Source organism: Photobacterium gaetbulicola, from assembly GCF_003025515.1.
Lineage (GTDB): Bacteria > Pseudomonadota > Gammaproteobacteria > Enterobacterales > Vibrionaceae > Photobacterium > Photobacterium gaetbulicola.
In genome coordinates this window covers 205,076-229,396 of record NZ_PYME01000006.1, presented here as the reverse complement: position 1 = coordinate 229,396, position 24,321 = coordinate 205,076, and the positions used below count along the sequence as shown (strand labels likewise).

Annotated in this window: 24 protein-coding genes; 9 read left to right on the top strand and 15 right to left on the bottom strand. The window is 47.0% G+C overall.

The features are described 5' to 3' along the window. Positions 1–74: 74 nt before the first annotated feature. The 3 genes from C9J03_RS07690 to C9J03_RS07680 all read left to right on the top strand — a co-directional run bounded on the left by C9J03_RS07690 (position 75) and on the right by C9J03_RS07680 (position 1,735). Positions 75–290: a YnbE family lipoprotein gene (locus C9J03_RS07690; protein ID WP_044621077.1), complete on the top strand. Its 216-nt coding sequence runs from the start codon at positions 75–77 to the stop codon at positions 288–290. A gap of 18 nt (positions 291–308) precedes the next feature. After that, positions 309–632, top strand: a complete 324-nt coding sequence (locus C9J03_RS07685; protein WP_044621078.1) for a YdbL family probable chaperone protein — start codon at positions 309–311, stop codon at positions 630–632. A 152-nt stretch (positions 633–784) separates the two neighbouring features. Then, a complete protein-coding gene (locus tag C9J03_RS07680) occupies positions 785–1,735 on the top strand; it encodes a YeiH family protein (RefSeq protein WP_044621079.1) in 951 nt (316 codons plus the stop codon). A 75-nt stretch (positions 1,736–1,810) separates the two neighbouring features. Here the strand turns inward: C9J03_RS07680 and C9J03_RS07675 are convergent, their stop codons facing one another. From C9J03_RS07675 to C9J03_RS07665, 3 genes are all read right to left on the bottom strand, one after another. Beyond that, positions 1,811–2,062 (bottom strand): hypothetical protein, encoded by a 252-nt coding sequence (locus C9J03_RS07675; protein ID WP_146149068.1) that lies wholly within the window; start codon positions 2,060–2,062, stop codon positions 1,811–1,813. Positions 2,063–2,171: 109 nt separating this feature from the next. Continuing rightward, positions 2,172–3,473 carry a Y-family DNA polymerase gene (locus C9J03_RS07670; RefSeq protein ID WP_044621081.1) on the bottom strand — a complete coding sequence of 434 codons (1,302 nt, stop codon included), beginning with the start codon at positions 3,471–3,473 and terminating at the stop codon, positions 2,172–2,174. Positions 3,474–3,476: 3 nt separating this feature from the next. Then, positions 3,477–3,860 carry a LexA family protein gene (locus C9J03_RS07665; protein ID WP_044621082.1) on the bottom strand — a complete coding sequence of 128 codons (384 nt, stop codon included), beginning with the start codon at positions 3,858–3,860 and terminating at the stop codon, positions 3,477–3,479. A gap of 333 nt (positions 3,861–4,193) precedes the next feature. Here C9J03_RS07665 and C9J03_RS07660 point away from each other — a divergent pair, with 333 nt between their 5' ends. Next, entirely contained in the window at positions 4,194–4,604 is a 411-nt protein-coding gene (locus C9J03_RS07660) for an SPOR domain-containing protein (RefSeq protein WP_044621083.1), read from the top strand. 44 nt (positions 4,605–4,648) lie between these two features. Here C9J03_RS07660 and C9J03_RS07655 read toward each other — a convergent pair whose 3' ends face one another. From C9J03_RS07655 to C9J03_RS07645, 3 genes are all read right to left on the bottom strand, one after another. Continuing rightward, a complete protein-coding gene (locus tag C9J03_RS07655) occupies positions 4,649–5,185 on the bottom strand; it encodes a GNAT family N-acetyltransferase (RefSeq protein ID WP_044621084.1) in 537 nt (178 codons plus the stop codon). Beyond that, positions 5,186–5,455, bottom strand: a complete 270-nt coding sequence (locus C9J03_RS07650; RefSeq protein WP_044621903.1) for a type II toxin-antitoxin system TacA family antitoxin — start codon at positions 5,453–5,455, stop codon at positions 5,186–5,188. It abuts the gene before it with no gap. 122 nt (positions 5,456–5,577) lie between these two features. Next, complete coding sequence (locus C9J03_RS07645) at positions 5,578–6,954, bottom strand: MATE family efflux transporter (protein WP_044621085.1); 1,377 nt, start codon at positions 6,952–6,954, stop codon at positions 5,578–5,580. A 205-nt stretch (positions 6,955–7,159) separates the two neighbouring features. Between C9J03_RS07645 and C9J03_RS07640 the strand changes: the two genes are divergently transcribed. Further along, on the top strand, positions 7,160–8,173 hold the full coding sequence (locus C9J03_RS07640; protein ID WP_338064692.1) for a LysR family transcriptional regulator: 1,014 nt from the start codon (positions 7,160–7,162) through the stop codon (positions 8,171–8,173). 27 nt (positions 8,174–8,200) lie between these two features. Here the strand turns inward: C9J03_RS07640 and C9J03_RS07635 are convergent, their stop codons facing one another. Both C9J03_RS07635 and C9J03_RS07630 read right to left on the bottom strand, forming a co-directional pair. Next, entirely contained in the window at positions 8,201–9,130 is a 930-nt protein-coding gene (locus C9J03_RS07635) for an electron transfer flavoprotein subunit alpha/FixB family protein (RefSeq protein WP_044621087.1), read from the bottom strand. Further along, the gene (locus C9J03_RS07630) at positions 9,130–9,903 is read right to left on the bottom strand and encodes an electron transfer flavoprotein subunit beta/FixA family protein (protein WP_044621088.1); all 774 of its coding nucleotides are present in this window, start codon (positions 9,901–9,903) and stop codon (positions 9,130–9,132) included. The genes C9J03_RS07635 and C9J03_RS07630 overlap by 1 nt, the downstream gene beginning before the upstream one ends. A gap of 128 nt (positions 9,904–10,031) precedes the next feature. Here C9J03_RS07630 and C9J03_RS07625 point away from each other — a divergent pair, with 128 nt between their 5' ends. After that, positions 10,032–11,690 (top strand): electron transfer flavoprotein-ubiquinone oxidoreductase, encoded by a 1,659-nt coding sequence (locus C9J03_RS07625; protein ID WP_231580634.1) that lies wholly within the window; start codon positions 10,032–10,034, stop codon positions 11,688–11,690. A gap of 29 nt (positions 11,691–11,719) precedes the next feature. Here C9J03_RS07625 and rlmF read toward each other — a convergent pair whose 3' ends face one another. The 3 genes from rlmF to C9J03_RS07610 form a co-directional block, all read right to left on the bottom strand. Continuing rightward, a complete protein-coding gene (gene rlmF, locus C9J03_RS07620; RefSeq protein ID WP_044621090.1) occupies positions 11,720–12,745 on the bottom strand; it encodes a 23S rRNA (adenine(1618)-N(6))-methyltransferase RlmF in 1,026 nt (341 codons plus the stop codon). Between the two features lie 246 nt (positions 12,746–12,991). Beyond that, on the bottom strand, positions 12,992–13,765 hold the full coding sequence (locus tag C9J03_RS07615; protein ID WP_044621091.1) for a slipin family protein: 774 nt from the start codon (positions 13,763–13,765) through the stop codon (positions 12,992–12,994). A gap of 43 nt (positions 13,766–13,808) precedes the next feature. Continuing rightward, complete coding sequence (locus C9J03_RS07610) at positions 13,809–15,203, bottom strand: NfeD family protein (protein ID WP_044621092.1); 1,395 nt, start codon at positions 15,201–15,203, stop codon at positions 13,809–13,811. Positions 15,204–15,490: 287 nt separating this feature from the next. Here C9J03_RS07610 and C9J03_RS07605 point away from each other — a divergent pair, with 287 nt between their 5' ends. Further along, positions 15,491–16,585, top strand: a complete 1,095-nt coding sequence (locus C9J03_RS07605; protein WP_052829615.1) for a transporter substrate-binding domain-containing protein — start codon at positions 15,491–15,493, stop codon at positions 16,583–16,585. A 61-nt stretch (positions 16,586–16,646) separates the two neighbouring features. Here the strand turns inward: C9J03_RS07605 and viaA are convergent, their stop codons facing one another. Beyond that, the gene (viaA, locus tag C9J03_RS07600) at positions 16,647–18,095 is read right to left on the bottom strand and encodes an ATPase RavA stimulator ViaA (protein ID WP_044621093.1); all 1,449 of its coding nucleotides are present in this window, start codon (positions 18,093–18,095) and stop codon (positions 16,647–16,649) included. Positions 18,096–18,109: 14 nt separating this feature from the next. Continuing rightward, a complete protein-coding gene (locus C9J03_RS07595) occupies positions 18,110–19,765 on the bottom strand; it encodes an ATPase RavA domain-containing protein (protein ID WP_044621094.1) in 1,656 nt (551 codons plus the stop codon). Between the two features lie 546 nt (positions 19,766–20,311). Between C9J03_RS07595 and C9J03_RS07590 the strand changes: the two genes are divergently transcribed. Further along, positions 20,312–21,130: a phosphate ABC transporter substrate-binding protein gene (locus C9J03_RS07590; protein ID WP_044621095.1), complete on the top strand. Its 819-nt coding sequence runs from the start codon at positions 20,312–20,314 to the stop codon at positions 21,128–21,130. A 63-nt stretch (positions 21,131–21,193) separates the two neighbouring features. Here C9J03_RS07590 and C9J03_RS07585 read toward each other — a convergent pair whose 3' ends face one another. Next, a complete protein-coding gene (locus tag C9J03_RS07585; protein ID WP_044621096.1) occupies positions 21,194–22,042 on the bottom strand; it encodes a sulfurtransferase in 849 nt (282 codons plus the stop codon). 206 nt (positions 22,043–22,248) lie between these two features. Between C9J03_RS07585 and C9J03_RS07580 the strand changes: the two genes are divergently transcribed. Then, entirely contained in the window at positions 22,249–23,241 is a 993-nt protein-coding gene (locus tag C9J03_RS07580) for a lipid A deacylase LpxR family protein (RefSeq protein ID WP_044621097.1), read from the top strand. Between the two features lie 36 nt (positions 23,242–23,277). Here C9J03_RS07580 and C9J03_RS07575 read toward each other — a convergent pair whose 3' ends face one another. Next, positions 23,278–24,102, bottom strand: a complete 825-nt coding sequence (locus tag C9J03_RS07575) for a DUF5718 family protein (protein ID WP_044621098.1) — start codon at positions 24,100–24,102, stop codon at positions 23,278–23,280. Positions 24,103–24,321 lie beyond the last annotated feature (219 nt).

The following is a 24,321-nucleotide window of genomic DNA, read 5'->3' as shown; positions in this document are numbered from 1 at the left end:
CAAAATCACTTAGTTGGACACGCCTTTGAGCTAAAGCGAGGTCAAAGGTAAGGGTCCACAAAAGGTTGTAACCAATGGATATCCAACTTAAGCTGTTTTATATACCATTTTTTATCGCCCTGTTTTCGGTCATGTCGCTTATGGCACTATCTGGCTGTACCCCAACGGTACAAGTCACTGCCTCTGATAAGCCAATAGAAGTTAATTTGAATGTCAAGATAGAACACGAAATTCGTATTAAAGTTGATAAGGAAATCGATGAGCTGTTTAATGATGATGATGTCTTTTAAGCTGGCAGGGAGTATGCCATGACGCGAAAACTGCTGTTCTTACTTTCCGTCTTCCTGACATTTAGTGCATTTGCTCTCGATCTTCAGCAAGCCAAGGATCAAGGACTTGTTGGTGAAGCAAACACTGGACTTATCGCCCCTATTACTGCCCGCCCGTCACCGCAGGTAAAAAGTTTGGTTTCCGAGGTGAATACACGCAGAACAAATACTTTCAAAAGAATTGCCGTCTCACACGGGCTCACCGTCAAGGAAGTTGGCCATATCGCCCACAAAAAAGCCGTCGATAAAACCGCACCTGGTCATTATTATCAGGATCCATCTGGCAGGTGGATTAAAAAATGACCTGGACAGGATTGCTACATTTAACCGCTATCGGTTCAATACTGCATAACCATATGTTAAGTAGATCTTAACCCTGGCATCAAAATATTATAATTATCCTTACTACTCTTTACGCATATACTCCTGCCAAGTTTTGTTCATCTGTATAACCAATGTCTGCTAAATTCTCTCTTTTAAATAAACTATCCAAGACCGATGGCCTTTTCATCGCAGTGGCATTGCTATGCTTGCTACCGGTTGTCAGCTCTCCGGTTGCCCTGGTGCTAGGCTTCACCCTTGCCACTTTCGGTTTGGTCCCAACACAATTTAATTTGGCTGCACTGACTAAGAAACTCCTCTCTTACTCCATCATTGGACTTGGTTTTGGTATCCAGCTAGATCAGGCAATAGAAGCAAGCAAACAAGGCCTGGGCCTTATCATTGCCTCGATCTTTTGTACTTTGCTACTGGGCTATGTACTCACTAAATTACTGCGTATAGAACAGAAAACGGGTCACCTTATTGCCTCAGGCACAGCCATCTGCGGCGGCAGTGCTATTGCGGCGGTTGCACCGGCCATTAATGCCAAAGACGACCAAACCTCTTTAGCACTGGCCACGGTTTTTGTCCTGAATGCGATTGCATTGTTTATCTTCCCTGTCATTGGCCATTACTTGGAAATGAGCCAACATGCTTTCGGCACATGGGCAGCAATTGCAATTCATGATACATCGTCGGTTGTGGGTGCTGCTGGTGCCTACGGGGACGAGGCACTGAAAACAGCAACCACGTTGAAGCTTGCCCGTGCGCTATGGATCATTCCAATTGCCTTCCTCAGCGCTCTGATGTTCAAGGGTAACAGTAAAAAAATCGGTGTGCCTTTCTTTATTGTGTTCTATTGCTTGGCAATTGGCATTGCCTACCTACTACCTGGTTTTCAACCGATGTATTCGGCAATATTCTCGGTATCCAAACGTATCCTGGTGGTGTGTCTGTTCCTGATCGGTTCAGGGATCACCATCCAGAAGCTTCGAGCCGCAGGTATCCAGCCGTTGTTACTGGGTGTGCTGCTATGGCTATGTATCGGTGGAGGCTCACTGGCCTATATCCAGCTTGCTGGCTAATTTTCGGTATCACACAAACAATACAGCCCCTTATTCACTTTAAGGGGCTGTTTTTTAGTCGCTTGCCACAATACGTTACGGTGTAATGTCCAGCCGGTCTGTCGCACTGTTAATCTGCTTCACTTCTTCAATAAAGCCCGAGCTATCCGCCTCAGCCTTCAACTGACGCACACTTCCCTTTTTATCCACTTTACCTTGCCTTACCCTGCGTACACCTAGGCCTAAAATAATGACAAATGCGGCAAGGTCTAATACTGCGCTTACCAGCCCAGAGGTATACGATGAGGCGATCAGAATGCCACATACTAAGCCTATCCATACAAACATCCGCAACCTCATACCTTCCTGTTTCAATGAAGGTAATTATTAACCAATTGGTTAAATCCAGAAATTCGCTTTCACTCTATGACATACAGTTTTGTTATATGGTACGCCATTAACACTTGGCGACCTGTAGCTCGTCCAGCCGTGTCGTCCAGCGGTTTGATCTAAATGCTTGGCGCATGTGCCAATTGGTAGAGCCAATCACAGAAGCCGGCTTTACACCATTTTTGAATTTAGCATTCATCTGATCGGTAATAACCATGAGATCACGCCGCTTCATCTCTTCGAGTGCACTGTCATCAAACATATCAAACTGGAACTGATCATTGTTGGCGTCGCTTAAGCCCTCTAGGATCACCCCGATCTTCTGGTAGGCGTAACCCGGTCGGTAAATAGACTCCAGTTGCTGCAACGCAATATCGAGAAATTTATAACTGTCCTGACTCGGGCACAGCAACTCTCTCGCACAACTAACATTATGCTGCGGCAAATCTTTATAGCGATTGGTACGAAGAAAAACACCAACCACACCAGCTTGGCTATGTTGACGCCGAAGCTTCTCGCCAGCCCGCTGGCAATGAAATGCAAGAGCCGATTTCAAATCGTCGAGATCGCTTAGGTCAACACCAAAACTGCGGCTCGATAAAATCTGCTTACGCTTCTCGTCTATGTCGCCGGGGTCAATACAAGCAACACCTTGAAGCTCAAGCACAGTTCGGGCAAGCCCGACATTCCACAATCGGCGCATATCGGCCGGATTCTGTTCGGCTAATTGCAGTGCATTAGTGATACCACTGGTTTGCAGCCGGGTCGCGGTCTTCGCTCCGACCCCCCATATATCTTGCACACAGCACCTTTCTAGCAACCAGCGGCGACGCTGTTCGCTGTCAATTTGAATAACGCCATCCACCCTTTGCTCGTATTGTTTGGCAGCCTGATTGCCAAGTTTGGCTAATGTTGGACTCGAACCAATACCCACCCTGACCGGCAGCCCCAAATGCTGATAAATCCTGTCGCGGATCTCCTTACCATAATGGGTCAACCCATCGAGCTGGAAACCGTCCAGCCGTACAAAAGCTTCATCGATAGAGTACTGCTCAACATGAGGCGAAAAGCGATGCAGTTCTTCGATGAAGCGGCGGCTCATATCAGCATACAGGGTATAATTCGAACTCCTGACTTCAACCCCCATCTTCCTGGCTTCGCGTTCAATTTTGAACCACGGCGCACCACGCTTGATACCGAGCGCTTTGGCCTCAGGAGAAAGCGCGACACAGCACCCATCATTGTTAGATAGCACCACAAGCGGTTTATTCACCAACTTTGGGTCAAACAGCTGTTCACAGGCACAGTAGAAACTTTTGGCATCAACCAGCGCCCACACCTGATCACGATATCCGTCTAATGCCGCCATCGTTCACCCCAGTAAGTTATGCACATTGCGCGTTACCACCCCAAAAATTTCTGAATCTTCGGGCATGGGAAAAGGCTTGAAACTCGGGTTTTCGGCAACCAACCACCATGTTTGGTCATGGCGCATCAGGCGCTTGCATGTGAATTCATCATATATCCTGGCAATCACAATTCGCCCGGGAGCAACGGGCTCGGCCCGATCAACGACCAATAGGTCACCGTCGTAAATACCGGCACCTATCATGGATTCACCAGACGCCCGCAGGAAAAAAGTGGCATTGGGGTTTCTAATGAGATAGCTCTCTAGGTCGAGCTCCTCTTGATGGCCGTCAGCAGGTGACGGAAAGCCGCACTTCACCCCTTCAATAAAGTAAGGAAATAGCTTCATCTCCATCGTTCTCAGTTAACTGTATGTATATACAGTATACTGAAAAATAGATAGAATAGTCACACCTTAGTGTTAACTTTCAAGGTAACTGAAGACCGAACCAACAAACGAGCTATTTTCTATACAATTTCAATCACCTGGCAATATTTCGCTGCGCCTTATTCCGTCAACGCCGAATAAATCAGCAACTTTTGCTGCCATCTTCGGCAAACACGCTTTTACCGACGAGTATTGTCAAACAAACGCTCATCATTATTGGTAAAATTGTCGTTTATAAAAACTAAAAGATATATCCAATGAATTGGGTATGGGGTTATTACCAAGGAGTTTTTAATGCAAAAAATTTTTGCAGTTTTGGCTGTGCTTCTTTTAGCCGGCTGTTCCACCACCGAAAACACGCACACTGACAGCCAATGTATAGGCCAGATGACCACAGAGGAAGCCTACGGCCACCTCAACCCTGAGCGTTTCACCATTCAGGTGCTCGCTCTGACCGAAGAGCGCCAAGCCGATGTCAGAAACTATATCAACCACATCCAGGGCCAACAGCCAATCTGGGTGAACTGGAAGAAAAGTTCAAGCGGTCGCTGGTATGCTGTCATTTACGGCGATTTTGCAACCAAAGACGAAGCCAAAGCTGTCATTGACCGCCTGCCAGAAGCCGTACGCCAGCAGGGACCATTCATCAGAAGCTTTGCCGAAGTACAAAGTGACAAGCAAACTGACGTCTTCCGCCTGCGTTGATCAAAAAAGCCGGAGTGTTTCACTCCGGCTTTCGATTCTTTCAATTATCGCCCTTCAAACAACTGGCCGACAGTTTTCATCGGTATAAACATCCGTACCCGCCCGTTGTGCTCGCAAAGCACTTCAAAGCCATATTTGGTATAAAAGGATTCCGCTTCGGAGCTCAGACAATCAACGACAATCGCATACGCCCTCATATGAGCATTGACTTGCCAAAGATATCTCAATGCCTTGACTAAACTCACTTTACCCAGTCCATTGCCATGATATTCGTGGTGAACGGCAAGTTGAGCAAGCAAAAAAACAGGAATCGGATACTTGGGAAGCTTTTTAGCCATTGCCGCCGGTAATGTATCGCGACAAATCGAGCTCGGCGCAATGCTATAGAACGCACAAATGGGCCGTTTTTGATTGGGTAGAGGAAGTAAGGCAGGTAGCACCATGGTACGGCTGATACCTGCCTGCATATGTTTTGCCGCCTGAGTCTGAATGAAGGTATTTAGTTCCGGTTCACCGCAGTCAAAGGACGCGCGGTCATGCAGCTTTTTATCAAGCTCGATAAACTCTTTGGCCCAACTCACTTACTTAAAGCCCTTTTCATCTGCAAAATCCACAGCATCGAGCAAAGCTTTATTCGGTGATTTAGCCTTATCGCAAGCATCAACGAACCGATCAAATACATCACCATCAACAGTGATGCTTTCATGCTGAGCGATTACCTGGCTGGCATCTTCATCCATCAGACGGACCACGTACTCAGTCAAACTTTTCAGCCCCAAAAGTGCCGAGGCCTTTTCAGCTTTGGCTTTAATTTCTTCATCCAGGCGCAAGTCCAAACGTGCTGTTGCCATATCCACCTCCATCAGTACAGAAACACTCCGTACATAAAAAGTATACTCCTTGTTCACCGACACAGCAAATCGTACGGAAAGCTTCCGTACGATTTCAATATCAACAACGGGATATCATTCCTTTAAGATGACATAGCCCCAGCACTTTGTGTTTTGTGGCTTTGCACTTCACGTCCTTCAAGCTTGTGAAGTTCACGCAACAAGATGAACAGTAGCATTAAGCCCGTAGCAGCCAAACCAACGGCCAAACCACCCCAAACACCTTCCAAACCAAACATGTTCATCAACACCCAGGCAGAAGGCAGACCAATGAGCCAGTAGCCAATACCAGTCGTTACCGTCGGGGCTTTCACCACTTTCATGCCGCGAAGAATACTAATAGCAGACAATTGCCAAGCATCAACCACAAAACAAGCCGCAACCATAATCATCACACTGGGCAATGCTGTGACTAACTCTTCCGCCAATGCATCACCTTCGACATTGAAGACAACAGTCAAGAACTCTGGTTTTGCAATCAACAATACCCCAAATAGAGCACTGGTGATTGTTACCAGCAACAAACCCTGTTTGGCATAGCGTTTTACCATGCCAGGTTCTTGCAGACCGACATGCTGGCTAACCAAAATAGAAGCTGCCTGGGACAGGCCAAAGGCTACGTTCCACGACAAATTCAAGCATTGCATTGCAATCTGGTGAATAGCCAGCGACACGGCCCCCAAGGTCCCCGCCAACAGTGCCGCGCTAGAAAACAGAGCATGCTCCATCAGGGTCGCAATCATTATAGGCACCCCGATCGCCAACAACGGCACCAGGATACCCAAACGATACTCCTGCCAATTGGCAAATGGATTATATTGACGGTATTTATCAAGGGTGAAGACCCAATAGCCATAGCCTAGCATGACAACGAAGGCGGCCAGTGCGGTACCGTAACCCAAGCCTGCCAACCCCATATCCCAATGAAACGCCATCAGGTAGCTTAGCGGCACATTAAGGATAACAGTGGCAATTGACATCACCATAACCGAGCGGGTGTCACCAAACGCACTAACCAAGCTGCGCAGAACCAACAGAATCAACGTCGGCAGCATCGCCCACTTCAAGGCATTGAGATAATCTACCGCCAGCACGACGGTTTCAGGATCTTGACCGGCTTTGAGCAGTAGGTCGTGCATCCAGAAGAAGACGGGCAATAACGTCACGGTCAGGATAACCGATAGCAACAGTCCACTTTTGAGAGAAATACTGACTTCGGCGTCACCCTTCTCCATATCTTTTATTCTTTTGCCGTAGGCGATAGCAATTAAATTCGCAACACATCCAACGGTACTGCCCGCAACAGTAAAAACGATTGAGTAGACAGCTGCTCCCAGGCCACCGCCGGCAATAGCAAGGATACTGAGTTGGGCCATCATCCAAACATCAGTAAATACCAATAATTGCGCAACCAGCTGTGAAATGATGAGCGGCACAGCCAGGCTGATTAATTTTTTCATTTATCACCACAAGACACTAGAGTATCGAAAAGCAGAAAGGATCTTCAGCAGTGACGGTAAAGGCGACCTATTTGAGAAAACCTAGATCAGAAAATGTAGGTTTAAAGTGCGTAACGGCCATCAAACTGCAGAGATAGGGATAATGTAAAATCTTCATGTTTGTGTTTCAAACGACATTTATAGTACCTTAGCATTCATAAAACTCATGCAAGAGTTATCTCAAACTGAGCCGCGCGCGTGGCGAACACAATTGCCTATGAAGAAAAGACACAACCTACTTCCATCATCTTTAAATGGGTTAAGAGTATTTGAAGCCTCTGCAAGACACCTGAGTTTTACACTTGCCGCAGAGGAACTCAATGTGACGCAAAGTGCGGTCAGCAGGCAAATCAGACAGTTAGAGGATAAACTTGGTTTCTCACTGTTTATTCGCCACCACCGCTCACTGGAGCTGTCAGCCCAAGGAAAAGAAATCGCTCTGCTGCTTACCCGCCAATACAGCGAACTAAACCAAACCATCCGCCAATTGAAAACGAAGGAAACGGGCACTTTGCGAGTGCAGGTTGCAATGAGTTTCGCTGTACGTTGGCTGATTCCCCGTTTGCATTCTTTTAAGTCACTCAACCCAGATGTCAACATTATATTGTCGTCCAGTATGGGACATGACAATGAACTCTTACACTTAGAAGAGGATGACTATGATATAGCGATATATAACGTCCCTGAAGTCCATCAAAGCAGCAACATGCCGACTTTTCTCAGAAAAGAGTACTTGGCACCCGTCTATTCTGAACTCTTGACCAAAACCGACGAGCCAATCGATGTGGACAAGCTCATCACTAACTACCCTCGATTACACCCGACCCCCGACCAATCTGACTGGCGAGAGTGGCTTAGCCGAAATGGGCGAAGCGATCAGATAAAAAAAGACGGTCTAACCTTCAATACCTTGGATATGGCTTTAACTTCCTGCTTTGCGGGCCAGGGCGTCACCATTACCGATCTGATGCTGGTCGTCCATGAATTGCAGCAAGGCTATTTGAAACTGCCTACCGGGGCGACTATCGTCACCAACAACACCTGGCAGTATTACTATCAAACCATCAGCAAGGGTGACACCGTCACGCGATTTATTGACTGGATGGTTGAAGAAGATAGGAAGGACATGGCCGCGCTAACCTGTATGGCCGAGCAGCACGGCTGGAAAATCATCGATTGATTTCAAATAAGTGTGTTTTTGAGCAACTCACACTGACTCAATCAGCTCAGGCAGGATGTCAAAAAGATCACCGACCAATCCATAATCAGCGATCTCAAAAATCGGCGCTTCAGGATCACTGTTGATAGCAACAATCACTTTGGCATCTTTCATGCCGGCGAGGTGTTGAATAGCACCGGAAATGCCTATTGCAATATATAATTCCGGGGCCACAATTTTACCTGTCTGGCCAACCTGGTAATCATTGGAAATAAAACCGGCATCTACAGCCGCCCGAGAGGCGCCAATTGCCCCTCCGAGTTTATCGGCTAGTTGCTCGATCAAAGCAAAATTCTCTCTGCTGCCGAGCGCCCTGCCGCCCGATACGACAACACGGGCAGCGGTTAACTCAGGCCTTTCACTTTCCGATGCCTGACATCCGACAAACTCACTCAATTTATTATCAATCGAAATATCTAACTGTTTCTGATCTGCTCGGCCGCTACCCATCGGGGCCGCATCAAATGCCGAACCACGAACAGTGATTATCTTTGTGGGATCAGTGCTGCGCACTCTTGCCAGTGCATTACCGGCATAGATGGGCCTGATAACCGTATCCTCACTTTCTATAGCGATAACATCAGACAGCATGCCAACATCCAACAACGCAGCCACACGAGGCATTACGTTTTTTCCAAACGTCGTGGCCGATGCCAGGATATGGCTATAATCAGAGGCTATTTCGGAAATTAACAATGCACTGTTTTCCGCCAGCTGATGCTCATACTCTGGCTTATCAGCAACCATGACCTGGCTGACGCCTTCTATATTTGACGCATCTTCAACAACCAAGTGACATTGATAGCCAATAACCAATACATCAATAGCCATATCAAATGATCTAGCCGCCCCAACCGCCTTCAGTGTTTCCCCACCCAAGCGCTCATTATCATGCTCTGCAATGACTAGTACCCGCATTAGATCACCTTCGCACTATTTTTGAGTTTATCGACAAGCTCTGCCACTGAGCCAACCTTCACTCCGCCAGAACGCGGCTTCGGCGCCATTATCTCAATCACCTCTTGGTGGTTCTTGATTGTTGCCCCGAGCGCTTCCGGGGTCATTACATCAAGAGGCTTTTTCTTTGCTTTCATGATGTTGGGTAATGATGCATAACGAGGTTCATTTAGCCGCAAGTCTGTACTCAATACTGCCGGCAAGGCCAATTGCAGCGTTTCCAATCCTCCATCTACTTCCCGGGTTACTTTCACTACTCGTTTACCATCAATAGTGACACCGTCACCCATCAGCTCAACATTCGAAGCAAATGTACCCTGCGGATATCCCAGCAAGGCTGACAACATTTGTGCCACCTGATTGTTGTCAGTATCTATCGATTGCTTACCCAGGATAATCAACTCGGGTTGGTCTTGCTTGACTAAAGCCGCTAATAATTTCGCCACGGATAAAGGCTCAATCACGGCATCACATTCAATGTGAATTGCCCTGTCGGCACCCAATGCCAAAGCCGTTCTTAATTGTTCTTGGCAAGCAACCTCTCCGGCAGAAATGACCACCACTTCATCAGCCTGGCCCGCTTCTCGCAGCCGTATCGCTTCCTCTACCGCAATTTCACAAAACGGATTCATGGCCATTTTCACGTTGGCGGTTTCAACGCCGGAGCCGTCAGTTTTTACTCTTACCTTAACGTAAGGATCAATGACACGCTTAATCGCAACATATACTTTCACAAGCACTTCCTTATCAAACCAAAGCGCTAACGCCTTGCAATTGATTTATTCTTTGAGCCTAGTTGAGTTTACGTTTACGTCAACTGGACTATATTTTAACCAAGCGCAGTTCAGTTAGGGATTGAAGCATGAGTTCAGAACAACAAAGAGAAAGCATGTCATTTGATGTTGTGATTGTTGGCGCTGGCCCTGCCGGTTTGTCTGCAGCCTGCCGTCTAATGCAGCTTGCCAACGAGAATGAACACCCCCTCTCAGTCTGTGTGGTCGAAAAAGGGGCAGAGACTGGCAGCCATATCCTGTCTGGTGCGTTGTTCGAACACAAAGCATTGGATGAACTCTTCCCTGACTGGGAGCGCATGGAAGCCCCATTACACAACGCTGTGTCTGATGATAAGTTTTGCTATCTCACCAATGAATTCAATCACATCACCGTTGCAGAGCCACTGGTGCCAGAGACCCTACAGAATATCGGTAACTTTATAATTAGCCTGGGAAACCTATGCCGCTGGCTGGCAAAGCAAGCTGAAAATCTCGGTGTTGAAATCTTTCCCGGCTTCCCCGCCAACGAAATACTCTACAACAACCAGGGCGTTATCTCTGGAGTGCTGACCAAAGATATGGGCCTTGATAAACAAGGAGGGCAAAAAGCCACTTTCGAGCCCGGCATTGAACTTCGGGCCAAGTACACCATTTTTGCCGAAGGTGCCAGAGGACATTTGGGGAAGCAGCTTATCAAGCAATTCCACCTCGACCATGGCAAACAACCACAACATTATGCCTTAGGGCTTAAAGAGCTATGGGAAATTCCGCCAGAACATCATAAGCCCGGCCAAGTTATCCATGGTGTCGGATGGCCGCTCAGCCAAACCGGCGCGAATGGCGGCAGCTTTTTGTACCACCTCGACAACAATCAGGTCGCTGTCGGTTTAATTGTCGATCTGAACTATCACAACCCCTACCTCAGCCCTTTTGATGAGTTCCAGCAGCTGAAGCACCACCCCTTGTTTAGCCAGCACCTAGCCGGAGGTCATCGCATAGCCTTTGGAGCAAGGGCGATAGCCAAAGGGGGGCTCCCCTCATTGCCCAGGCAGCAATTTCCTGGAGGGCTATTGGTTGGCTGCGATGCAGGCACGCTAAATATGGCGAAGATAAAAGGAAGCCATACGGCTATGAAGTCCGGTATGATTGCCGCAGAAGCGATTTTTCACGAACTAGAACAAGGTTTCCATCAGACCACGCCGGGGTATGACCAAATTTTCAGTCAATCTTGGTTATACGAGGAGCTGCACGACTCCCGTAATTTCGGGGCTGAGATCCATCGCTTTGGCACCTTAATCGGTGGAACCTTAGCGGCCATCGAGCAGAGGTGGTTCCGTAAATCGCTCAATTGGACCCTGAAAGACGATAAACCTGATCATGAATGCCTGGAGCCCATTGCCAACCACCAGCCAATCAATTACCCGAAACCCGACGGCCAATTGAGCTTTGATAAAGCCTCATCAGTCTTTTTGTCTGGCACCCAACATGAAGAAAATCAGCCATGCCATTTGCTGCTCAGTGATGGTTCAATCCCGATTAACTTGCACCTAGAGCGCTATGGAGAGCCCAGCCAACGCTACTGTCCTGCTGGGGTATATGAGATCATTGAAAAAGAAGGCAAGGCGGCATTTCAGATCAATGCCACCAACTGTGTCCATTGTAAAACCTGTGATATCAAAGACCCTTCACAGAACATAACCTGGGTGCCTCCGGAAGGGGGCGGCGGACCAAATTATCCCAATATGTAAGCCTTATGGGTCTTTGCAACAGGTTGGAATTACTTAACCCAGCGGGTATTGCGCCACACCCCCTGCTGCTCGGGCGTCAGGAATGTCCAAACCACGATTCTAGTCAGCTTCTGCCCCTGGGCCATATCAATCGTTTTGACCTCTACCGCCCCAGCCTTTTTCAACTGCTTGTAGATGAGTGACAGATTGTCTTTTTTCGATACCAAGGTGGTAAACCAGAAACACTGGCTGGATTTCTCCACACTTTGATTGATCATGCGCTTAATAAAAGCCGCTTCCCCTCCAGGACACCACAGTTCCGCTTTTTGCCCACCAAAGTTCAATACCGGCTTATTACCTTTCATTGCATTCGATGTTTTATTGCACTGAAAATCCTGCTTGCGTCCCCCTTTCTTTTCTGAGTTCGCCGCCAGATTTTTTACCTTTCTAGCACTGCCAGCCATCGCCTCTTCGAGTGAAGCATGAAACGGAGGATTACACATAGTGAAGTCGAAAAGATCGCTGTCATTGATCATACCGGCAAAGATATGATCTGGGTTTTTCTGCAATCGACATTGAATCGCCCCTTTTAATGATGGGTTGGATTCAACAATGAACCTGGCCGACTTGATTGATACCGGATCAATGTCGGCAGCCACAAACTGCCAACCATATACGCGATGCCCAATGATCGGATAAACACAATTGGCGCCCGCCCCTATGTCAATTCCCTTGATGGTTTTGCCCTTGGGAATTTTGCCGCCGTTAGAGTCAGCCAATAGATCGGCAATATAATGCAGATAATCCGCTCTGCCCGGAATGGGCGGACACAGGAAACCAGCAGGAATATCCCAGTATGACACTGAATAGAAATGGCTCAGCAGGGCCCGATTAAGCATCTTAACCGCTTCAGGATCACTGAAATTAACCGACAAATCACCATAAGGGTTCTTCGCGACAAACGGTGATAATTCGGGACAGCTTTGGATTAGCTTGTCAAAATCATAACGGGCTCGATGAGGGTTTCGAGGATGCAGCCCCTTGCTCGGCGCTTTCTGCTTATGTTTTTGTGCCATATCGCTTTTCTATTTGAGTCAAAGTCGGCCTGATGCCAAAAAGAGAAGTATCCTACTTGAATCTGCCCCACCTTGGAACCGACAATACGCGCCCCTGGGCAATTAACCAGCAGACCGCTGATATATTCTCTCTTGCTTCAGCCCATCGCCACCGTAGCAAGAAGTGATATGACAATATCCCCAAGACAGAGAATGTTAGGCAAGGCGACAACCACACCGGGATCCTCCCCTTGCCATCAGTTATACCTATTGATCTTCTTGTTTCTTAGCTGAGGCCATCACATTGCTAAATTTGTCTACCAAGTCTATTGGCATCGGGAAGACAATTGTCGTGGTTCTATCATTGGAAATTTCCGTCAGCGTCTGCATATAACGCAGCTGCACCGCATTGGGTGCCTGATTGAGGACATCGGCGGCCTCTCGTAATTTGGCCGATGCCTCCAGTTCACCAATAGCATGTATGACCTTCGCACGGCGTGAACGCTCCGCCTCGGCTTGGCGTGCCAGAGCGCGTACCATACTGTCATCAAGATCCACATGCTTGATTTCCACATTGGCAACTTTTATTCCCCAATTGTCCGTATGCTGATCCAAAATCGCCTGCAGATCTTTGTTCAGCTCGTCACGGGCCGAGAGTAATTCATCCAGCTCATGCTGACCGAGCACAGAGCGCAGCGTGGTCTGGGAAAGCTGGCTCGTCGCTTCAAGGTAATTTTCCACATTATTGATAGCCATTTTTGGATCAACGACCCGGAAATACACTACCGCATTCACTTTAACCGAGACGTTATCACGAGTGATCAAATCCTGAGTAGGGACATCCAATACAATCGTCCTCAGGTCAACCCGTACCATTTGCTGAATGACTGGGATAATGATGATAAGCCCCGGCCCCTTTACCTGGTAAAAACGCCCAAGTAAGAATACAACTGCACGCTCGTACTCTCGGAGCACTCTGAACATGCTAACAATTAGCACGAACACCAATACAATAATCGTTGCTAATGAGTATGTGATCATATTATTTATCCTTATAAAAAGGGGGATACCAAACACATTCGATTCATTTTGAACGTTGATTAACTTCTAAGCACAGGCCATTGATTTGCACCACCGTTACCCTGTCACCCTTAACCAATGGTGCATCACAGTTGGCCTGCCAAATCTCGCCTTCCACCAGCACACGACCGCTGCCAGGAAAACCACTGACAACAACAGCTTCCCGCCCCAACAATGCTTCCATCCCCGTAGTCACAGGCTTGCGCCTTGCTTTAAGCAAGAGCGTGAGGATCACAAAGGTAAATAAGGCCGAAACGACTGTCAGTCCAACAATGAGTGGAATAGCAATTTGATAACCCGGCGTTTCTGTATCCATCAGCATCACCGAGCCAAGAGCAAAGGCTACAATTCCGCCAAGCCCGAGAATACCAAAGCTCGGACTGAAGGCCTCGGCGACCATGAGCGCAATGCCCAATAACAGTAGCCCTAGACCAGCATAGCTCACCGGGAGCATTTGTAAGGAGTACATCGCCAGCAGCAGACAGATTCCCCCTAACACCCCCGGCAATCCGACACCGGGATTGTAAAATTCCAGCAACAAGCCGTAGATACCAATCAGCATCAAGATGTAGGCAACGTTGGGGTTGGTAATAACGGACAGTAGCTTGAAGCGCCAATCTTGCTCACGCTCGATATAAGCGACATTGGCGAGCTCAATCTTCGCTTCGAGACCGTTGATAATCACCGTTCGCCCATTCGACTGGCGGATCAACCCGTCGAGATCAGACGCAAGGAAGTCAATCACATTCAGCTCTAGCGCCTTTTCGGCATCGATACTGGCCGCTTCTGTGACTGCCGTTTCTGCCCACTCTTCGTTGCGTCCATGCAATTTCGCCAAACCACGAATGTATGCCCGGGCATCGTTAATCACTTTTTTCTCCATTGCCGTTTTGGCTGTGACTTTTTCGTCACTATCAGCAGCCTCGCCGTCTTCATCACTGCCGGAGGATTGTGGCTCTTTATCTTTTTTCGGAGCAAACGGATTTCCCCCAGAGTCATCTGGGTCTTTACCTCCCGGCGCAGTCAGGGAAACGGGGGTGGCTGCGCCAAGATTCGTTCCCGGCGCCATGGCCGCAATATGACTTGCAAGCAGAATGTATGTCCCGGCACTGGCCGCGCGTGCCCCCGCAGGGCCTACCCAGGTAGCGACAGGTAAGGGAGACGTGGTGATCGCCCGGATGATATCTCGCATCGAGGTATCCAAGCCACCGGGGGTATCAACCTTCAAAACGATAAAGCTTGCCTGCTCTTTGTGTGCCTGCTCAATTTCTCGTGACACATAATCACTGGTTGCCGGCCCTATACCTCCGGAAATTTCAATCACCCATACATTTTGTGCCAATACGGGCTGACTAAAACACCAGATGCTCAGTGCAGCTAACATCGCCAACACTTTCATACACCCTCCTCGTGAAAACTGGCCGTAACACAGATATCAATGCCATCGAGCCAACTCTTGGTGCTCATTAAGGTATTAACCAATTTTGCTAATAAGCATAGCTCATTGACTTCATTGACTAAGCATCATCGCTGCTAATGCGCTTAAAATTGGCAAGCATAGTTGACAGACGAAGGAGTAACAGGAAGAGTTAGCAGCAGGGCTAAATGACAAACTTGTGAACCTTGCATGATGTTTATACTTACCAAATTGCAAACTTAGAGCTCTATGTAGAGTAAGGGCACCCTATGCAAGCAGTTTGTCACTCCGTGCTATCTCTGTGGCTGTTTTTTTGTAGTCTTATTGCTGTCACCCTGCCAACTTTTGCCTCCGACAAAATATCAGTCAGCGTTGGCACTTATCATTGCCCTCCTTTTGTCATTGAAAGTGAAACAGAAACTCCGATAGGCCTGAGTATTTTTCTGTGGGAACAAATTGCGGCTGAGCTGAATCTGAATTATGAATTCAGCCATCATGAGCTAGGTGAGCTGTTGGATAATGTCAGTAACAACAAACTCAATATCGGCGTGTCATGTATATCCATAACACCCGAGCGTGAAGAAATACTCGATTTCTCACACTCATTTTATGAAACCCACCTTGCTATAGCGGTTAAGCAACAAGGTCATCTGTCGACCATCAAGAACATCATAACCAATAGAAAACTGCTTCTTGTCCTAGGCTTCATCTGTATTGTTGCCAGCCTTGTTGGCGGCTTCTATTACTTACTAGAACACAAGGTTAACGATAAACTTTATTCTATGCGGTCGAACAAAGCCCAGATGATTGAAGGTTTTATACTCGGGCTATTATTTATTACAAAAGGCCCCTTTAACTACTTCGAATTTAAAACCCTGACAGGTCGTATTTTGACTGTCTTCCTCGCCATATTTACCACTTTTTTCATTGCCAGTGTCACCGCCATTCTCGCCAGTACATTTACTCTCGGCCTCCTGAGCAGCGACATCAAAGGTCCCAATGACTTGGCGAACATCGCCGTGGGAGCAAAGTTAAAATCCACCTCCTCTCTCTTTCTGACTAACCACAGCATTGTCCACCGTACTTACCAAGATATCGATAAGTTACTCACAGCCTTGGATAGTGGCCAAGTGGAAGCTATTGTCGCCGACGATGCAGTTTTGAAATATTTAATCAAAAAGGGAAAAGAAAAAGGAGACTATCAAACACTCTCGGTGTTGCCTTACCAATTCGAAAAACAAAATTATGGCTTGATCATCGAAAACAACAGCCCTCATCGTGAAAAATTGAACCGAGCCTTATTAAGAATACGAAAGAGTCCAGGCTGGCGTCACGCTCTCAGCGAGTACTTTGCCGAACATTAAAAAAAAGCGCTCGTAAGAGCGCTAAAAAGCCAAGACAACTAAACGTTTCAAACTAGGCTGCTTACTTCCACTTGAAAAGCCTGCCCAATTTTGACGGGTGATAAGACCAGCAGTGGTCAAAGACCGTCATCAATTCAGGGTTACCATATTTCGATAAATTGACAGCGTGGAAACGGTTCCTATTTTCTTTGAGTTTCGCAATGCGCTTCATCATCTCATCAGGCTGGGATGGGGCGATAAAGTCCGATAACACAATCAAATCTGCATTTTTGTACTTTTCACTCAACATCAGCGCGATCGACTGATCTAGAACAGGCCCCAAATCCGTGCCTCCGTGGAAGGAATAGGAGAGAAAATTCAAAACCTCGCTCAAGCCATCTTGCTTGGTCAGCTCGTAGGTTATTTGCTGCGTCGAGAACATAATGACGTAGCACTCTCTATCTTCAGCCAAAGCAATTTGCATCAAGCCATAGGCCAACGCCTTGGCACATTGCTCTGGAAATCCATTCATCGAGCCAGATGCATCAATACATACAATGAATGGCCCTTTTTCTTGTTCAACCTGCTTGGTCTGGCGTTTATATGCCTTCACCCGGCGCAGCTTACGCTGGGCACCTTGCATCTTGTAGTTGAGCAAACGCTTATCGACCAAGTGCTTATAAAAAACAACTTCCAGCTCAGGATAGGCCAAGAACATCGCTTCGTTCGGCAGCAGCTTGGAGAGATCATCACTTTCGTGGATACCCACTATATCATCAGTAACGTTGTCACTTTGCTCCTCAACCATTTTCAGATCTTCAGCTCGAACCCGCTCTTTGTTGGGATCATCAACCTCATTCGCCATTCGGCCAAGCTTCTCAGCTATGTCTTTCAGGCCGCTATTTTTCTTTAAAAACTGAGCCATATTTTTTAGAGTGCTGACATCGGTTTTGGTCAATTTAGCCTTGGCCATATCCCACAACCGCCCTGCTTTCTTCTCATCCCCAGCTTCTGTTACCGCCTCCATATGCTGCATGGTTTCGATACGCTGATATAGATCTGCCAACAACTTTTCTTTGTGCTGCTCCAACTCTATTTGCTGAGCTTCAGTCAGTGCCAGTGTGAGATACTTATGCCACTGGCTACAGAAATAACTTTGGAACATCGGATTATGTTTCTGGTGGTCGCGCTCCAGCAACGTCTTGGCTTTAAAATAGAATGCTGAATGTCCTTCCAACTGCTTAACCACATCATCAACATTTTCAATAAATTGATCCGCTTGCCAATTGCATGCCTGCTGATAAAGCTCTATTTCCTGATGAAACCGCTCTTCTACACTGACATTGGTAATTCGCTTTTGTACCTGGCCCCGCCACTTCATGATCTGCTTTTTCATCGCAGATTTGATGCCAGGGTTAGATTCGGCTGCAATAATTAACTGCTTATGCAGCATCAATTCCTGAACCGCGTTATCAATGATACCGGACTCCGATAGCATCATCGCAAGATTTAGACCTTCAGAAACCGGCATAACTTACACTCCCGCTAAGCAAAGTATTCAGTCAAATGACTAATACGGAATACACTTTTATCAACCATCACTTTCAGATCATGCACCGATCCTGTCGCTTGCGATAAGCTCTGCTCTATACGCTCAGGTAATTGCGGGTCGATAAAGTTGTGGGGTAATGCCCCGTGGAAGCTGCTGCGGGAAACTTTCAGGCTATGCTCGGCATCAAGCACTTTGGAAGACGCCTTTTCCGCCGTAGCGACCCAGTGGGCTTGCTGCTCCGGAGAAATTCCGTTGTCACCGGCAATCCCCACCAACACAGAGCGATTAGCGATATCTTTGATCACCAAACGCTGCTGGGCGTCGACTTCAAACTGTAGCCGGCAAAGGTGAGTATTCTTGTTGACAAAGCCATAGATGTCACATTGACCGGCTTTGATCTTTTTCTCGAAGTCATCACCATCAACATAGGCCCAACGGCCATCACCGTTCTCCTGCTCGGAAACCGATGGATTTTGTTGCAACATAACAAGCTTGATCATGCGTGAATTGTGATTCACCGTATATCGACGTGCGCCACTAAAATCGTATTTGAACCACTCTTTACGCATCATGGTTTCACGACTGAAGTTGACGGCCAACTCATTGGCAATTTCCGAGTTGACCTCATCAATGATATTTTGGGCATCGGCCGCACTGATTTGCGCCGACTCCTGGTTGAATGCTTTCTCTATCGCAAAATCACTGATAATTTCCCTAATCACATGGCGTGACTCCGGGCTGTGCCACATACAGTCCTGCAACAACAGTAAATCCAGCGGATTGATAGCATCGCGGCCATTATAGAAAGCACTGGCTTTTAGCAAACGAACCGACTTTTTCCACCGACGGTCGGAGATATACAACTCACTTTCGTGCTCATCAACACTTTCGACACCTTCCGCACGCTGCTCAATCATAGTTTTGAGCTGATATACTTTCTCGAAAATATCCTCAGATAGCTTGATATCCTCGATATGTGACTGCCAGTCTTCGTACTCTTCATCGGTAATCGCCAGGCCAGGCTCTAAATCCTGAATGCTAGGCCCTTCCCCCATCAGCATCGCTTTGAAGTTTTGCTTTTCTTGAATACGGTTAACAAACACCCTCACCAGCATCCTGTCATACAAGGCCTCAAGCCCGCTGTCCTCTTCAGGTAATTCATTTGATGCCGTAATTAGAAGACGCATAGGGACAGGGAGGACATCTTGGCCATTTTTGAATGTACGCTCATTCACCACGGTCAACAGCGTATTGAGAATGGCTGGCCCGGCCTTCCAGATTTCATCGAGAAAAACAACTTGCGCAGTCGGCAGGTAACCATCAACCAAGCGAACATATTTTCCGTTGTCTTTCAGCTCCTGGATTGAAAGAGGCCCAAACACTTCTTCAGGAGTAGAAAAACGGGTCATCAGATAATCAAAAAACTGGCTGTTATCGAAAGCTTGAATCAAGCGCTTAGCGATCAAGCTTTTTGCAATTCCTGGGGGGCCAAGTAGAAACACACTCTCGCCAGCCAATGCAGCAAGAAGACATAACTTTATGGTTTCTTCGCGTTCATAAACACCATTAGATAACGCTTTAATTAATTTCTGAATCCTTTCAGAAACTAGCGCTTTATTCGGCTGCGCTCTTCTTGCCATTGTCAGCATATTTCCGACCTCTCAAGTTGTCATATCCCTGTACTCTCGTACTTATACAGATGATAGACACAAACCCCTAAATGTTACAATGTTGTAAACTGAAATATTTTGTTACAGTCTTTATATATCAAAGAGTTCCCCCTACAGCCAGAGCTCAATCTTTGTTTCCATAAATGGGACTGGGTTAACATTCCGAACAACAATGACATAGCAAAAACATGACTAAACGCATAGAAATTCAAAAAACACGTATGAACAGCTTTTTCATAACACATTATCGATATTCTTTTGGCTCTTTTGAGCGATTTATTTCTTTCTAGCACTTGATAAACGTCAGACTATATTCTGTATCTAAAGAAAGGCTCAGCCACTACTGCGAGGCCATACACCAGCACATTTTTCTTCGTCGCGATAAACAAACTTTCTGTATCAGTAACGTTCACTGCATTTCGTAAGCCACTTACCTTCATTCCTCGCACGCACTTTTCACATAATTGTCATAAAGCAGTAATAAGATTAGCGCCAACATTTTCTGGTGTAATTTGGAGATAAATAATGCTTACCAGAGCCACTTTGTGCGCCCTCATAGCAAGTTGGACACTTTCGGTTCAAGCCAGCGAAACCGTGACCATTACGGGGTCAACATCTGCCAGTCATATTGTGGAAGTACTGGCCGAAACCTATTCCACCGAATACAAAGACACACAAATTGACGTTCAAGGGATTGGTTCCTCTGCGGGGATCACCGCAGTAAAACGAAATGTGGCTGATTTGGGCATGAGTTCTCGCTACCTAAAGCCAGAAGAGATCAACCCAGACATAATCACCGTCACCATCGCCCATGACGGTATTGCTCTGGTGGTGCACAAAGAGAACCCGGTTAGTAACCTCACCAGAAATCAGGTCGAAAAAATTTACCATGGTGAAATCACCAATTGGAAACAAGTCGGTGGTCCAGATTTGAAAATTGCGGTCGTCAGCCGTGAAAGTGCTTCAGGCTCACGCTTTTCCTTTGAAGAGTTTATAGGGCTTACCCAGCAAATTGAAGGGCAGACAGTGTCAGACATCAACCCGCAAGTACTGGTCGTCAATACTAACGGCACTGTAAAGAGCTTAGTATCGCGCAACAAGCATGCTGTCGGCTATGTTTCACTGGGTTCCGTTGATGACTCTATCAAAGCACTAGCTTTCGAAGGTGTATCACCAACATTAGAAAATCTTGAATCAGGGAAATATCAAATTTCTCGCCCATTCTTGATGCTATACAAAGAAAGGAAAGTCAAAAAAAGCGCCAAGCAATTTGTCGACTATGTTACCTCTCAGCCAGGACAGCGCTTAATCGAAGAGAGGGGCTACGTATCCGTACTCAAGTGACACCTCTCTCCATCTTGGCATAACACACTACAGGCACAGTCTAGACTGTGCCTGTAGCTCAAATCAGACGACAGGATATTTATAAGTCGCCCCCCACTCTGTCCATGAACCATCGTAAACGGTAAGCTGCTTTCTACCAGCAAGCTCGGCCGCCAAGGCAAGAATACAAGCCGTCACCCCTGAACCACAGCTAAATATTAACCTTTGATCCGCGTCGCTCACCGCATCAAACCGATGCTGTAATTGTTCAGCCGGTAAAAAATGGCCATCTTTGAGTAGCTGGCCGAAGGGTAAACTTTTGGCGCTGGGCATGTGACCACTTCTTACGCCTTGTCTCGGCTCGGGTTGGGTACCGTAAAAGCGGGCGGCAGCTCGAGCATCTAACACCTGGACATCTGGAGTATTAAGGTGTTGCAACAAGCTATCACCATCGATTACCCATTGCGCTTGGTAACAAGCGTCAAATTTGCCCATATCAAAGGCCGAGGGCTCACCCTGCTCAACCACATTCCCCTCTGCTTCCCAGGCAGGCAGCCCACCATCGAGCACCGCTACTTGATCATGCCCCATGGTTCGAAACATCCACCATACCCGAGGAGCCGAAAAAACCCCTTGGCTATCATAAACGACGATCTGGCTTTCATCGGATATACCTAACGCCTCTACCTCTCGTGAAAAGTGTGCTGGTTCAGGCAGCATATGCGGAAAAGGAGCTGAAGGCAGCGCTATTTGATTATCAAAATCAAAGAACCGTGCGCCGGGGATGCGCTTTTCCCGCCATTCTTTTTGCGCATCCCGCTCCGAACCCGGCAAAAACCACGTGGCATCAAGCACTATGAGATTGGGGGCCGACAAATGTTCGGCCAGCCAGGAAGCCGAAACCAATGGCGATGATATGTTTAGTGCTGACATGCCTTTTCCTTATATAAACCAGTTATTCACAAAGATTTACGGTTATTAGCTAAAACCACTAGCGATAAATCTCTTCCTTTAGATATCATTGGACTATTAACGGATGAACGTTTATGTATGCGGTGTACTGTTTAATACAACAACTAAAAATACGTTTGCACATCCAACTTTATCTTCATCCTGTTTGTTGTACCAAAGGATTAGCAATGAAACAATTTTCACCCGTTTTTTTCGTATGCCTTTCTGCTCTCGCTCCCAATGCCTTCGCTTACAATGCGGGAAGCTTTTCTTTCTCCATGGACAACGATGGAATTGTCGGTACAGACCAAAATTACACCAATGGCGTTTTTTTCGAGTACAACTCGCCTTATACCGCCGATCTGGCAGAAACTGCGCCAACACCTATTCGCCAGATCAGCCAATACCTCCCGTTTAACGACGGTACCAAGCAAGGCTGGAGCCTGACCCTTGGGCAGCAAATGTGGACCCCAGAAGATATTGAAGCACTCGAGCCGCCAGAAAACGACCGTCCTTATGCTGGCCTGCTGTTCTTGGAAACAAGTGCCTACCAATACAGTCCGACGGTTGTCGATAAGTTTAGCTTCATGATAGGGATCGTAGGCCCCAACTCGTTTGCCGAGCAAGGCCAGAAATTCATTCATGAAATCGTTGGCTCAGACGAACCTATGGGCTGGGATTATCAGATTGAGAATACTGCGGTCTTCAACCTTGGATACCAAGGCCACCGCTTGCTGACACGCCAGCAGGCCTATCTCATGGATGATTATGATTTAAGCGGTGTTGGACGGGTTAATATCGGTAACTACCAAAGCGAGTTGGCTGTAGGTGGCGTTGCTCGCTGGGGTAAAAGCCTAGCCAATAACTTTGGAACAACTGGATTCACTCCCGGCAATTTTTTTGATATTGGCGTATTGTCTTCAAGCTCTTCGGGATACTTTGTGTTTGTCGGTGTGGAGGGACGATACCGTTTCAACGACATTACCATTGAAGGTGACCGCCCAAGTGAAGTGCCAGATACCAACGTCAAGCACTGGCAGGCAACCTCTGTTATCGGCGGAGTATTCTATCAGCCCAAATGGGGTGCCAGTCTGAGCTTTGCAACCAGTACGCCTGAATTCAAAGAGAACAAACATCGCTCAACGTCGACCGGCTCATTAGAGCTTTTCTGGCGGATTTGATAAAAAAAGCACTGTTAAAACAGTGCTTTTTTACATTTAGGCTACAGACTGAACCAACGCTGAAATACCCTGCCCTTCAAATGACTGCTTTTCAGCCATTGCGGTAATCGCTTCAGGGCTGTAAGCCGTACCGTCATAAACAACGACCATACTGATGTCACCCGACTTCAAGAAGGTCGTTTCGCCAAACTCGGTATAGCGTGTCGCGCCAATACTGATAACAGCCTGTGATGGATACTCCGCATCAGCCAGAAAATCAGCAATGTTTTCTGTAGGACCGACATCTTGCTGGTGGTTCATACGGTCAACGATCCAGTTCAGCAACTTCTCGTGGAAGTAGCTATAGCCCACTACAGGACTATCTTCACCATAGCGCGAGATGGTCTCACCACGTTTGTGGAAGCTAGCAATACGGAAATTATCGAGCTTGCCACCTTCACTGAGATGCTCGACAGCAATAACCTGTGAAGAAATCCCTTTGGTGCTTGGGCCCCAGTTTTTCTTCTCACTGATTTTCTTCGCATTCGGTTTGCGAATAGAGCAATCATTGTAGGCTGCAAATGCGTGCGGCTTTAGCGCTACCACACGGTTTTCTTGGTATTCAATATCACAAATCAGCGCCACCTCTGGCTCAATTTGCAGATTGTCAGCATCATTAGGTGGGATAATTACCTCAGAAGATAATGGGTAGGTAGATAAAAAACCGGCCTTGTCTGACGGCACATAAAATGGAAAAATTGCTTTAGGCTGTACGGCTTCCTTCACTTCAACAGCAAGAAAATCTTTGTCTTCACCTGCTTGCTCTAGATGGCCAGCAAAATTTCCCGCAACACCGAAACCGATGACGTGCTTATAAGTCATATACTGCAACTCTTTGTTATTACAAATATCAGTGAGCAGTATAACGTGCTACTAGAACAATCTCGATCTGTAGATCACAAGCCTTTGCATCAGATCAAAGATTCCAGCACGAGGAAACGTCCGATAATAACCGAGCAATTGATTGATGTAATGAATAATTTGTTACCCACATCACACAAAGCACTTTTTTGACTGGAACTGTTACCTCATATGCTTAAC